Origin of the sequence: Methylobacterium sp. E-045 (assembly GCF_022829685.1) — a bacterium.
Taxonomy (GTDB): Bacteria; Pseudomonadota; Alphaproteobacteria; order Rhizobiales; family Beijerinckiaceae; genus Methylobacterium.
Map to the genome: position 1 here is coordinate 39,192 of NZ_JAKSYE010000014.1, position 13,281 is coordinate 52,472.

Annotated in this window: 11 protein-coding genes; 5 read left to right on the forward strand and 6 right to left on the reverse strand. The window is 63.3% G+C overall.

The features are described 5' to 3' along the window. Positions 1–48: 48 nt before the first annotated feature. The gene (locus tag MKK51_RS00890) at positions 49–3,135 is read right to left on the reverse strand and encodes a hypothetical protein (RefSeq protein ID WP_243974406.1); all 3,087 of its coding nucleotides are present in this window, start codon (positions 3,133–3,135) and stop codon (positions 49–51) included. Between the two features lie 898 nt (positions 3,136–4,033). Beyond that, positions 4,034–4,585, reverse strand: coding sequence for a CoA-binding protein (locus MKK51_RS00895; protein WP_243974408.1), 552 nt, complete (start codon positions 4,583–4,585; stop codon positions 4,034–4,036). A gap of 83 nt (positions 4,586–4,668) precedes the next feature. Here MKK51_RS00895 and MKK51_RS00900 point away from each other — a divergent pair, with 83 nt between their 5' ends. From MKK51_RS00900 to MKK51_RS00920, 5 genes are all read left to right on the forward strand, one after another. Next, positions 4,669–5,097, forward strand: a complete 429-nt coding sequence (locus MKK51_RS00900; RefSeq protein WP_243974410.1) for a PaaI family thioesterase — start codon at positions 4,669–4,671, stop codon at positions 5,095–5,097. A 705-nt stretch (positions 5,098–5,802) separates the two neighbouring features. Continuing rightward, positions 5,803–6,264, forward strand: coding sequence for a 50S ribosomal protein L13 (gene rplM, locus MKK51_RS00905; protein ID WP_243974412.1), 462 nt, complete (start codon positions 5,803–5,805; stop codon positions 6,262–6,264). A gap of 2 nt (positions 6,265–6,266) precedes the next feature. Beyond that, entirely contained in the window at positions 6,267–6,746 is a 480-nt protein-coding gene (rpsI, locus tag MKK51_RS00910) for a 30S ribosomal protein S9 (protein WP_026175762.1), read from the forward strand. A gap of 82 nt (positions 6,747–6,828) precedes the next feature. Beyond that, on the forward strand, positions 6,829–7,080 hold the full coding sequence (locus tag MKK51_RS00915) for a hypothetical protein (RefSeq protein ID WP_243974414.1): 252 nt from the start codon (positions 6,829–6,831) through the stop codon (positions 7,078–7,080). A 163-nt stretch (positions 7,081–7,243) separates the two neighbouring features. Continuing rightward, positions 7,244–9,334, forward strand: coding sequence for a prolyl oligopeptidase family serine peptidase (locus MKK51_RS00920; RefSeq protein ID WP_243974415.1), 2,091 nt, complete (start codon positions 7,244–7,246; stop codon positions 9,332–9,334). A 4-nt stretch (positions 9,335–9,338) separates the two neighbouring features. On the opposite strand, the gene MKK51_RS00925 is transcribed toward MKK51_RS00920, so the two are convergent. From MKK51_RS00925 to cyoB, 4 genes are all read right to left on the reverse strand, one after another. Then, positions 9,339–10,082 (reverse strand): SURF1 family protein, encoded by a 744-nt coding sequence (locus tag MKK51_RS00925; RefSeq protein ID WP_243974416.1) that lies wholly within the window; start codon positions 10,080–10,082, stop codon positions 9,339–9,341. A 120-nt stretch (positions 10,083–10,202) separates the two neighbouring features. After that, positions 10,203–10,604: a cytochrome o ubiquinol oxidase subunit IV gene (gene cyoD, locus MKK51_RS00930; protein ID WP_243974417.1), complete on the reverse strand. Its 402-nt coding sequence runs from the start codon at positions 10,602–10,604 to the stop codon at positions 10,203–10,205. Beyond that, positions 10,601–11,230, reverse strand: coding sequence for a cytochrome o ubiquinol oxidase subunit III (cyoC, locus tag MKK51_RS00935; RefSeq protein ID WP_243974418.1), 630 nt, complete (start codon positions 11,228–11,230; stop codon positions 10,601–10,603). The genes cyoD and cyoC overlap by 4 nt, the downstream gene beginning before the upstream one ends. A gap of 5 nt (positions 11,231–11,235) precedes the next feature. After that, complete coding sequence (gene cyoB, locus MKK51_RS00940) at positions 11,236–13,239, reverse strand: cytochrome o ubiquinol oxidase subunit I (RefSeq protein ID WP_243974419.1); 2,004 nt, start codon at positions 13,237–13,239, stop codon at positions 11,236–11,238. Positions 13,240–13,281 lie beyond the last annotated feature (42 nt).

Genomic DNA, 13,281 nt, shown 5'->3' on the forward strand with positions numbered 1-13,281 from the left:
TGACGCCAAGCCATTGACTAGTGTATCGGTCACGAGAGAACATGGCTTCTACTCGAAGCGTTCGTCACGGGCTTTGTCTCGCTGGGTCTCCCGCTGCCGCTCGCTGGCTGCTTCTCGTAAAATTTTGCCCTTCTCTTCGGCAACAAATTCCGCGAAGCCCTCAGTGGCGACATCCAACTCCGAGCTGTCGAGCAAAAGAGCATTCGCTTCCATTATAGCGGCTCGCGAATCGCTCCAGCGCATCGGTCGAAACCTTCGAATAAATACGGCGAGGACACTTCTCGGATCGGGTGATTTCGCGAGAAGCGCTTTGGCATGATCTGACCAAACTAAAGGGCCGCCTTCTTTAGGGCGATGTGTGAATGAGACGAAAGAGGCTGCGAGAATATATCGAGCCTTCCATTCTTGATCGCACCAAATAACAAGCTTCTCGCAAGAAATTTCGTCTGCCGGATTTGGCCGATGACCACCAAGGTGATCGAATACATTAACATCTGTCCGCCCATCGTCCTCGTGCCCCGCAAACAGCGTATCTAGAACAGCGACTGGCTGAACGCTAAGTAGGGCCTTTAGCAGGTCGTCGTTCTCGAACGCGTAGGCCTCGCGCGCCGCTACCGCGGCACTCAGCCGCCCTGCGATTTCCGCGGCGAGTGGAGCAGCCTCGGGTCCTATCAGAGAAGCTCGCACAACCACCGCTAATTTGTAATCGTCACGCCGCTTTTCCTTTCGGAACCTTACGCTTCTCAGAAGCTCACGCCCGGCACTTAGCAGCTTAGGATCGTGCTGGAGTTTTCCCGATTTGTCTGCGTGAAAGCGCATGAAGAGAATATCCACCGCTACCTCTAGACCATCAGGCCGCGCGGCAATGAGAAGGAGCAAATCTCTCAGTTCTTTGCCCGACAACTGCTCAGTCGCTCGGCCATTCGCCAAGCTCCGATAAACCCAAACCGGAACTTGATCTGAATTCAACGACCGCTTCAGCCGCTCGACGCTGCGATCATCGAGTCGAAGTGCCGACTGTAGTAAGGGGACAACGGCAATCATGTCGGATTGATCAAGCGCAACGTCGAGCAGTTCATGTACTAGGTCGCGATCATTTTCCCAGATTTCGGCTAGGAAGCCCCTGAGCATGTTGATGTCACGCTGCTCCAGCGGAAGCTGTCCAAGACCGAGCATAAAGCTCGCCCAAGTGGCGCGCCGATCCTCGGATGCCTTGGCGAGGCCACCGCCGAACGCCCATGTCCTGTTGCCTCCACGAAGGAGGTCAGAAAGCAGCTCGGCAAAAATCTCTTTGTCTCCTGCTACCGCCTCGCCAAGCTCGGAGGCAACTGCCTCTTGCCGCTCGAACGTATTCGTGATGTCGCCCTCAAGATGTATCTCCTCAAGATCGAGCCCCCCCAACCTATCTCCTAGAACGACTGCCCGGACGCGTGCGGGAAGGTTGGAAGGCTTCAAATCCGATAACAGACTAGCTAATCGAGAAGATCCGTCCTGAGTCAGACGGCTTTTGTCAAAACTCATTGTCTGGCTGCATGCAACCCAGCCTTCGCGCCAAAAGCCGTCAGCGGCGAACCGCCGAGATAAAATTTCAAGTTCACTATACATTTGCGCGGAGGTCCATAGGCCTCGAAAGTTTTCCGCAACCAACCCTCTGAGCTTGTCTTTGAGGTGTTCCTCAGTGAACGCCAGCCTTTCTAACATTTCGAGCGCACAACCGTACCATTGACGCACTTCTTCATCGCCCTTAGGCGAGTAGCCATAATCCCTAGACCGAGCACCAAATTCGAAAATATGTGAAGACGTAAAATGTGTCGCTTCCAGAACCTGACTTAGGGATAGCAGCCCAAGGCATAGAACTTTTTCTTCACTCGATTTGAGCATTTTTTCGATAAATTCAAGCCTTTGATCTATAGAAGCGTGAGTTCCCGAAAGATGAATTGTGAATAACGAGATAAAAATATCGGATGCTTCCTTGGCGTCACGCTCAACCGTGCTTTGCGTTGATGCTCGTGCTAGCAGTAATGCACTTCGTTCAAATAGGGACTTATCGTAAGCTAAGGAGTGCAGCAAAGATCCATGTCGGCGCCAAGCCGCGACTGCTACCTCAGGATCGCCATTGCCGAGCCGTTCAAGAGCGGCGAGCGTTGCTTCGGGCGACACGGGCGCGATATTCTCAAACATCGCGCCGCCGATTTCGCCATGAGCCCCCACGTCGCCCAGAAGGCCTGCGGGCGCGAGCCACCGTTCGACGATAGCGACGGCACGAGGATGCTCATGAAGGAACGCCTGTCGCCGCGAGAAGGAACGGGCCAAGCGAGGCATTCCGCCTGTAACGAGTTGCTGGTCGATGAGGTCATACGGCGTGTCTTCGAGCGCGCGAGCTGCAAGTCGGTTCGCAATGGCATGCGGGAGCACAGCTCGCCATACGCCGCGCTGCTGGACAAGATCTCTTCGCAGCAACTCTCCAACATGCCGATAGAGCTCCCGAGGTTTTTGATCCGCCAGTAGAGCTAGGCGTGATAGTTCTACATCGTCGCCCGCCAGCGCTTCGCCTTCGAAAGAATATACCAACGAACAGACTTGAGCGGCGATAAGCAGGGCGTTGTCATGAACATGCCGTTGGCGAAAGAGGCGCTGGAAGAGTTCGTCGTCGGAAAGGCGCGCGATTGTTTCGGTACGCCCCACGGTCCCGGCAAGCGCAATCGCGATTCGCGCGTTGCCGCCAGATGCATCGGCGATGGTGCGGGCATTCACCTCGGACAGGTATGGGTAGCGCCGGCGGATCAGTTTCTCGATCAGCTCAGGTGATGAGGTATCAAGAGTGACAACTTGAGTTCCCTCGGGCTGGTCGTCGCGGACATCGTACTCAACGGTCAGGACGCTGACTGTACTATTAGCAGCCGCACATAGATCCGAAAGTCTATGGTGAAGTTCTATAGGACAGTTATCGACAATTAATACTGCGCGCATGCGATTCGCCAGGAGGTCTGACGCCAGGCCCATCGGCTGTGGGTCCGGGTTGTCTGACATGTTGGTGTAAACGGCGAGCGAGGGCGCAAGAGGGCGTGATCCAATTCGGGCATCAAACAAGGCCTGAACCAGGCGAGTTTTGCCAACACCCGAAAGCCCCACCAAGCGCACTATCTTACCGTTTCGCATAAGGACATCACGTAGGACATCGATTGCGTCAATTACCGGCCGCGAAGTTATGCTGTGGTCAATACCGAGGTTAAGGCGCAGCTTGTCGTCGAGAAGGTATTCCGCTCCGACGTCCTCCGCTGGTCCGCTCCATGGTCCATAAGGACGCCAACCGACGAAGGCCCGGCCCACCCTTTCCTTTACCCACGTGATTAAGCCGGGGTGGCACCGCACCCAGGTGGCTAAGCGAGTGCGGTCGTAGAAATCCGTGAATAGCTGATCGCGGTTTTCGACACCCGCAAGCGCCTCGCGTAATGCATTTCGCCGGCTGCGAAGAGCGATGTCGGCTGTAGAGCCATGAGAGCTGACTATAATATAGGCCCCAGCTCCGTCGGCCAGCTCCCGAATGACTGGCCGGATCGCACCCATTGGTCGCATCTCGGCCAGTATGTCAGCTCTGGCCATACTTGGGGTCTTAACTTGAAACCCCGTGGAGGCGCGGGGTAGAAAACCGTCGATGATTGTGCTTGCAGGCAAAGTGACACGTACGTCGAGGCCACCATCCGCCGCCGTCTGACTACCTCCCCATGTTACTGCAGCAGGAGATACCCCACGCCTTGCTAGCTCGGCTTCACAAAGCCGCCCGACCAGTTCCCGAAGATCTCTATCGTTGAGTGCTGCTATTTCGTCAGCATTAACATCAAACATGGACTTGCGTCACAATTAGCGAACCATGAACCGGCGTAAAATACCCATCCAACTCGGACATCGATATTATCAACTCCTACTATTTGCCACGAATAAATTTGAATTGACATACATTTAAGAAAACCGAAAAATACAAATCGATTTAGTGCTGGGAAGGAGATTTACTTTATATACGATCTAAGCAACATTACCCCCGCTCAATCGTCAACCGCTGAACCCCCTTACCCCCCAAAACCGGCCGCTTCGAACTCAAGATCCGGGAATTCACCCCGGTCCAGCCGATCTCACCCGAGATCCGCCCGTACTCGATCTTGGGGCAGCGGTTCATGATCACCTGGATTCCCGCCGCCTCGGCGCGGGCGGCGGCGGCATCGTCGCGGACGCCGAGTTGCATCCAGACGATCTTCGGCAGCACCGGCAGGGCGAGGGCCTCGTCCACGAGGCCGCCGGCCGCGTCGGAATTGCGAAAGATCTCGACCATGTCGACGGGGCCGGGGAGGTCGGCGAGGCGGGCGGCGACGGGCTTGCCGAGCAGCGTCTGCCCGGCGAGGCCGGGATTGACCGGGATCACGTCGTAGCCCCGCGAGAGCAGGTATTTCAGCACGATCCAGCTCGGCCGGGCCGGGTTCGCGGACGCGCCCACGAGGGCGATGGTCTTCGTCTCCGTGAGGAGCCGGCGGATCAGCGCGTCGGGATAACGGTCGTGGCGGGACGGATCATGGCGGACGGGGTCGGTCATCGGGACTCTTGCGTGACGGGCAGGTTCTTGCCTGACAGGGTCCGGACTTGTCCGCCATCGCGCCCCGTGCTGCAAGGCGAGCCATGACGACGACCATGAGCCTGCCTGAGACCATCGCCTTCCTGGAGCGGGACTTTCCGCAGATGAACCATGACGGGCGCGTCTTCCATCTGGAGGCGGTGGGGCCGCTCTCCGCGCGGATGCGCCTCGACCATCACGAGCGCTTCCTGCGCCCCGGCGGCACCCTCTCCGGCCCGGCCATGATGGCGCTGGCCGATTACGCCCTCTACGCGGCGATCCTCGCCAATATCGGCCCGGTGGGTCTGGCCGTGACGACGAACCTCTCCTTCAACTTCATGCGAAAACCCGGCCCCACCGGGCTCGTCGCCGAGGCCACGCTCCTCAAGCTCGGCAAGCGCCTCGCGGTGGGGGAGGCGCGCCTCTTCGCCACCGGCTCGGACGACCTCGTCTGCCACGCCACCGGAACCTATTCGATCCCGCCGGAGCGGTGAGCCGCCACCTTACCCTCCCCCCTCTGCGGGGGAGGGTGCCTGCGGAGCAGGCGGGAGAGGGGGCGACCTCTCCGGAAAGCGCGCTCCCCTCACCCGACCCACTCCGTGGGCCACCCTCTCCCGCAGAGGGGAGAGGGGGAGGCAGTGGTGGATACATCGAGCTTGGAAAACCTCGATCCCGCCGGAGCGGTGAGCCTCCGACCCTCCCCCCCCTCTGCGGGGGAGGGTGCCTGCGGAGCAGGCGGGAGAGGGGGCGACCTCTCCGGAGAGCGCGGTCCCCTCACCCGACCCACTCCGTGGGCCACCCTCTCCCGCAGAGGCGAGAGGGGGAGGCGGTGCTGGATACATCGAGCCTGGAAAATCTCGATCCCGCCGGAGCGGTGAGCCTCCGACCCTCCCCCCTTTGCGGGGGAGGGTGCCTGCGGAGCAGGCGGGAGAGGGGGCGACCTCTCCGGAGAGCGCGCTCCCCTCTCCCGACCCACTCCGTGGGCCACCCTCTCCCGCAGAGGGGAGAGGGGGTTTCGTGTTGCGGTATCCTGATACCGCATCTCCGAAACACCTCGTTTCCTTGAGGTTTTTGCCGATTCCGCTTATCCGAAATGCCTTGACGACTCAGCCGTCGCCCCGTATTGCAGCCTCCAGCGCCGCTGCGTGTCTCACGTGGCGGCGCATCGTTTTGCAAGACATCATACGGAACGCCACGGGATGAAGACCTTTTCTCTGAAGCCCGCCGACGTCGACAAGAAGTGGATCATCGTCGATGCGGAGGGCCTGGTCGTCGGCCGGCTCGCCTCCATCGTCGCCATGCGCCTGCGCGGCAAGCACAAGCCCGCGTACACGCCCCACGTCGATTGCGGCGACAACGTCATCGTCATCAACGCCGAGAAGGTGAAGTTCACCGGCCGCAAGCGCGAGCAGAAGGTGTACTACCACCACACCGGCTACCCGGGCGGCATCAAGGAGCGGACCGCGAAGTTCATCCTCGACGGCCGGTTCCCCGAGCGCGTGGTCGAGAAGGCCGTGGAGCGCATGCTCCCCCGTGGACCGCTGTTCCGCCAGATCATGGGCAACCTCCGGGTCTACAAGGGCACCGAGCATCCCCACACCGCCCAGCAGCCGCAGGCGCTCGACGTCGGCAGCCTCAACCGCAAGAACGTGAGCGCTTGATCATGGCGACCCTCCAGTCCCTCTCCGACCTGAACCGCGCCAACGTCGAAGATCCCGAGAACGCGGCCCCCGTCCACGTTCAGAAGCTCGACGCGCAGGGCCGCGCCTATGCCACCGGCAAGCGCAAAGACGCGGTCGCCCGCGTCTGGATCAAGCCCGGCAACGGCACCGTCGTGGTCAACGGCCGCACGGTCGAGACCTACTTCGCCCGCCCGGTGCTGCGCATGATCCTGCGCCAGCCCCTCACCATCGCCAACCGCGTCGACCAGTACGACATCACGGTCACGGTGCATGGCGGCGGTCTCTCCGGCCAGGCCGGCGCCGTGCGCCACGGCCTGTCCAAGGCGCTCACCTACTACGAGCCGGAGCTGCGCGCGCCCCTGAAGCGCGAAGGCTTCCTCACCCGCGACAGCCGCGTGGTCGAGCGCAAGAAGTACGGCCGCAAGAAGGCTCGCCGCAGCTTCCAGTTCTCGAAGCGCTGAGCGTTTCGGTTCTCTCACGGTTTGGAAAGGGCGGCCTCGTGCCGCCCTTTTCGTTTGTCGCGACACAGTCAGAGGTCCCTCGATGCCCAACGTCTTCCGGCGCGTTCACGCCCCCGTCGTCACCGCGGTCACGCTCTGCCTGTCGAAGGCCGGCGACGAGGTGAAGGGCGAGGTCAAGCTCGCCGACGGACGCCAGTTCAGCACCACCGGCGTGATGCCCGTCGCCCAGGCCTTCGGCATCGCCGTCCATGTGGCCAACGAGGGCGGCCTGGAAATCGTGGTGATCGATCCGCAGAGCGCCTGGAAGCCGAGCTGGGGAACGCTCGAGGGCTGAGGTCGTACGAAACACCGCCACGTGCCGCAGGAAACCCTGTCGCGTGGCGCTCGAAGACCCGTCGCGTGGCGCTGGAAGACCCCGTCGCGTGGCGCATGAAACGGGGGTCCGATTCCGCATGGCGGCGGTCGCCATTCCGGGGGAATCACCCTAGTTTCGGGGCATGATCCAGCCGACGCCCCCCTCCTTCGACCCCCGTCCCACCCGCGCCGATCCGGATGACGACCCCCATCTCTGGCTCGAAGAGGTCGAAGGCCGGGAGGCCATCGCCTGGGTCGAGGCGCGCAACGCCGAGACCCTGGCGCGCTTCACCGACCCGACCATGGAGCGCGACCGCGAGGCGGTGAAGGCCATCCTCGACCGGCCGGACAAGATCCCCCTCGTCTCCCGGCGCGGCCGGCTCCTCTACAACGTCTGGCGCGATGCCGAGCATCCCCTCGGCCTGTGGCGGCGCACGGACGAGGCCTCCTACCGCGCCGGCGCACCCGCCTGGGAGACCCTCCTCGACATCGACGCCCTGGCCAAGGCGGACGGGGTCGACTGGGTCTGGGGCGGCGCGACGCTGATCCCCGGCACCCGCGACCGCGCCCTGCTGAAACTGAGCCGGGGCGGGGGCGACGCCACCATCCTGCGGGAATTCGACCTGCCGACCCTGAGCTTCGTCGCCGACGGCTTCACCCTCCCCGAGGCGAAGGGCGGGGCGGATTGGCTCGACCGCGACACGCTGATCCTGTCGAGCGCCCTCGGAGACGGCATGGCCACCCGCTCCGGCTATTCCCGCACGGTTCGGCTCTGGACGCGCGGCCAGGACCCGCTCGCGGCCACCGTCCTGTTCGAGACCGCGCCGGACAACATGGGCCTCTGGGGCGGGGTCGACCACGACGCGCCCACGGAGCGGGTGGTGTTCATGGAGCGCACCGGCTTCTTCGACGGCACCGTCCATATCGGCGACCGGACGGGGCCGACCCATCGCCTGGACGCCCCCACCGACGCCGAAATTTCCCTCCACGGGGACGATCTCGTCATCCGCACGCGCTCCGGCTGGGAGGTGGGCGGCAGCGTTCACGCGGCCGATACGGTGCTGGCCATCGCCCTGCCGGCCTTCCTCGACGGCGACCGCGCCTTCACCGTGCTGTGGGAGCCTTCGGAGCGGCGAGCCCTGCAGAACGTGTCCTGGGCCGGCCCGCGCCTCATCGTCGATGCCCTGGACGACCTGCGTCCCGCCTACAGCGTGTTCGAACCGGGGGAGGGCGGCTGGAAGCGCCTGAGTCTTCCGGGCCTGCCGGAGATCGGCACGGTCTCGGTCTGGCCCTTCGATGCCGAGCCGAGCGAGTCCGACGGTTCGCTCCTCGCCATGGTTCAGGATCCGCTGACGCCGCCGACGCTGCTGTCGATCCCCGGCGATCTCTCGGCTCCCACCATCCTGCGCACGACGCCATCCGCCTTCGACACGAACGGCCTGACGGTCACCCGCCACGAAGCCGTCTCGGTGGACGGGGAGCGCATTCCCTATGTCCAGGTCGGCCCCGCCGGGGCGACCGGCGACGCGCCCGTGCATCTCTCGGCCTATGGCGGGTTCCAGATCTCGCTGCTGCCGACCTATCAGGCGGTGCTCGGCAAGCTCTGGCTGGAGAAGGGCGGCACTGGCGTCGTGGCCAACATCCGCGGCGGCGGCGAGTTCGGCTCGCGCTGGCACCAGGCCGGACGGCGCGAGGGCAAGGCGCTATCGCATGACGATTTCGCGGCGGTGGCCGCCGATCTGGTGGCGCGCGGCGTGACGAAACCCCAGCGCATCGCCGCGCAGGGCGGCTCGAATGGCGGCCTCCTCATCGCCAACATGCTGACCCGCTACCCCGAGCGCTTCGGCGCCCTGTTCTGCACGATTCCGCTCATCGACATGCGGCGCTATGCGAAGCTGCTGGCGGGCGCGAGCTGGGTCGCCGAATACGGCGATCCGGAGGTGGAGGCGGATTGGAGCTTCCTCGGGGCCATCTCGGCCTACCATGTGGCGGAAGCGGGCAGGCCCTATCCGCCCATCCTCATCGCCACCACACGACGGGACGACCGGGTCCATCCGGGACATGCCCGCAAGATGGCGGAGAAGCTGCGTCACCTCGGCTACGACCCGGCCTTCTTCGAACCGGCGGCCGGCGGCCACGGCTACGGCAAGGACAATTCCGAGACGGCCGCCTTCCTCGCCCTCGGCATGGGATTCCTCCGGCAATCCATCGGCTGGGTTCCGGAGGAGGAATGACCGGTCAGGTGTCGCGCCGGCGCATCCCGTCGCGGATGACGTAGGCCCCGCCAGCGGCCGCCATGATGGCGAGGGCGAACCAGGTCAGCGCATAGACGAGGTGGTTGTCGCTGAAGGCGACCACGGTGAGCCCGCCCACGGGATACCCGCCGGGATTGGGCGTCGCGTCGGCATCGATGAAGTAGGGCGCGGTCGGGCCGAGGCCCCGTGCGGCGGCGATGGCCGCCACATCGCGCGAGTACCAGCGATCGCCAGAGGGGTCGTTGTGGCGCAGGAAACCGCCACCGGGCTCCGACATGCGCAATAGGCCGGTGACGCGGGTCTCGCCCGCTCGCCGGCCGATCTCCCGCGTAGTGGGATCGCGCTTCTCAACCGGCACGAAGCCGCGATTGACGAGGATGGTGGAACCGTCCGTGCCGACCAGCGGCGTCATCACCCAGTATCCGCCGCCGAGTTCGGTGACCGCCTGGACCAGGGTCTCCCGGTCATCCGCGAAGGTTCCGATGGCGAAGACTCGCCTGTAGGCATCGCCTCCGGCATCGAGCGCGGGCCAGTCCGCGCGCGCCGGCGCGGGAACCGCATCGGCGTGGATCCGCGCATCGACGCGGGCAATCAGGTCATGCTTCCATGCCCGGCGCTGGACCTGCCACGTGCCGAGCGCCGCGAAGGTGACCACGGCCACGAGTGTCAGGACGCAGATCGCAGCGAGCGTCAGGGACGCCCGCCGCGAGGATTTTCTCGTGCTCATCGAGAGACGAAGACACCGACGCCATGGCCCCGTTCTGGATCTCGCATCCGGGACGGGGCCCTGGGTGTCCGGTGTCGCATCATCTGTCCCGCGAACAGCTTATCCGTCCGGCGTGATCCGCTAATGGTGCTGATGCAGGCTGGTCGGCGTCATCGGCATCATGTTGGTGTTGAGGTGATACATGACCCAGACGGAGCCGGTGAGCGTGATGACCACGAGCGTCAGGGTGAAGATCAGCGCCAGGATCGTCCAGCCGCCCTCGGACTTGGTGTTCATGTGCAGGAAGTAGATCATGTGAACCACGATCTGCACAACGCCGAAGCCCATGATGACGAGGCCGGTGAGACGGGGATTTCCGAGCACGTCCCCCATCACCAGCCAGAACGGAATGGCGGTGAGGATGACCGAGAGCACGAAGCCGGTGACGTACCCCTGGAAGGAGCCGTGACCGCTCTGGTCGCCGTGGCCCTTGACGTCCTCTTCATGGTCCGCGGCGTGGGCGGACTGGCTGGCGGCGCTCATTGCAGCACTCCCATGAGATAGACGAAGGTGAACACGCCGATCCAGATGACGTCCAGGAAGTGCCAGAACATCGACAGGCATTGCAGGCGACGCTGATTCTCGGGAATCAGCCCCTTCTGCTCCGTCTGGACCATCAGGACGATGAGCCAGACGAGGCCGAGGGTTACGTGCAGGCCGTGGGTTCCCACCAGGGTGAAGAACGACGACAGGAAGGCACTGCGCTGCGGTCCGGCGCCCTCGTGGATGAGGTGCGCGAACTCGTAGACTTCGAGCCCGATGAAGGCGAGGCCGAACAGGCCGGTCACGGCGAGCCAGAACTGCATCCGCCGTTGCTCGCCCTTGGCCATCTCCAGCATGGCAAAGCCATAGGTGATGGACGAGAACAGCAGCATCGAGGTGTTCAGCGCCACCAGCGGCAGGTCGAACAGGTCCTTCGGGGAAGGACCTGCCGCGTAGTTGCGACCGAGAACGGCGTAGGTGGCGAAGAGGGCCGCGAAGATGAGGCAATCGCTCATCAGGTAGATCCAGAAGCCGAGCATGGTGCCGCCTTCGGGATGGTGATCCTCCTCCATGTAGAAGGAGGGTGCCTCGCCGTCCTTGGCGAGGGTGGGGGAATGCGACGCCATGGTTCTCAGACCCGACCTTCGAGCAGCCGCGTCCGTTCAGTCTCGGTACCGATGACGGCATCGGCCGAGATGTAGAAGTCGCGGTTGTAGTTGAACGTGTGACCGATGGCGACGACGGCCATGGCGATGAAGGTCAGCGCCGCAAGCCACCAGATGTACCAGATCATGCCGAATGCGAAGCCGATGCTGAGGATACCCAGGATCATGCCCGTGCCGGTGTTCTTCGGCATGTGGATCGGACGGAAGCCCTTGAGCGGTCGCGCATAGCCGCGGCGCTTCATGTCCGACCACGCATCGTGATCGTGGATCACCGGCGTGAAGGCGAAGTTGTAGTCCGGCGGCGGCGAGGAGGTGGACCATTCGAGGGTCCGCCCACCCCACGGATCGCCGGTGTGGTCCCGCAGGGCTTCGCGCCGCATGAAGCTCACCACGAGCTGGATGATGAACGAGAGGATGCCAAGCGCGATCAGGCCGGCGCCGAAGGCGGCGATGATGAACCAGATCTGCAGCGACGGGTCGTCGAAATGCTGCACGCGGCGGGTCACGCCCATCAGGCCGAGGACGTAGAGCGGCATGAAGGCGAAGTAGAAGCCCGTGAGCCAGAACCAGAACGACATCTTCCCCCAGAACGGGTCGAGCCGGAAGCCGAACGCCTTGGGGAACCAGTAGGTGATGCCGGCCAGCATGCCGAACAGCACGCCGCCGATGATGACGTTGTGGAAGTGGGCGATGAGGAACAGGCTGTTATGCAGCACGAAATCGGCCGGGGGCACGGCGAGCAGGACGCCGGTCATGCCGCCGATGGTGAAGGTCACCATGAAGCCGATGGCCCAGAGCATCGGCTCCTCGAAGCGGATGCGCCCCTTGTACATGGTGAAGAGCCAGTTGAAGAGCTTCGCCCCCGTCGGGATCGAGATGATCATCGTCGTGATGCCGAAGAACGAGTTCACGGAGGCCCCCGAGCCCATCGTGAAGAAGTGGTGCAGCCAGACGAGGTAGGACAGGATCGTGATGACCACGGTGGCATAGACCATGGACGCGTAGCCGAAGAGCCGCTTGCCGGAGAAGGTCGAGACGATCTCGGAGAAGACGCCGAAAGCCGGCAGGATCAGGATGTAGACCTCCGGGTGACCCCAGATCCAGATGAGGTTCACGTACATCATCGGGTTGCCGCCGAGGTCGTTCGAGAAGAAGTGCGTGCCCACGTAGCGGTCGAGGGTAAGCAGCGCGAGAACGGCCGTGAGGATCGGGAAGGCGGCGACGATGAGGATGTTCGTGCAGAGCGCGGTCCAGGTGAAGATCGGCATCTTCATCATGGTCATGCCGGGGGCCCGCATCTTCACGATGGTCGCGATGAGGTTGATGCCCGAGAGCAGGGTGCCGATGCCGGCGATCTGGAGACCCCAGATGTAATAGTCGACGCCCACGCCCGGGCTGCCGGCGGGGCCGGAGAGCGGCGGATAGGCGAGCCAACCGGTACGGGCGAACTCGCCGACGAACAGGGACGCCATGATCGTCGCGGCACCGCTGACGGTCATCCAGAAGCTGAAATTGTTGAGGAACGGGAACGACACGTCGCGCGCGCCGATCTGCAGCGGCACGACGAAGTTCATCAGGCCGGTGACCAGGGGCATCGCCACGAAGAAGATCATGATCACGCCGTGGGCGGTGAAGATCTGGTCGTAATGGTGCGGCGGCAGATAGCCCTCGTTGGCGCCAAAGGCCATGGCCTGTTGCGAACGCATGAGAAGCGCATCGGAGAAGCCGCGCAGCAGCATCACCAACGCCAGCACCACATACATGATGCCGATCTTCTTGTGGTCGACGGAGGTGAACCAGTCGCGCCACAGCGGCCCCCACCAGCGCATGTAGGTGATGAGGCCAAGCAGCCCGACGCCACCGATGGCGACGCCGATGAAGGTCACGAGCAGGATCGGCTCGTGATACGGGATGGCTTCGAGAGTCAGCCGCCCGAAGACGAGCTTCTGAAGATCGAGATTGGCAAACATGGGATCGCTTCGTTCCCGGTTGTCGGCGAGGGGACGGTCCGA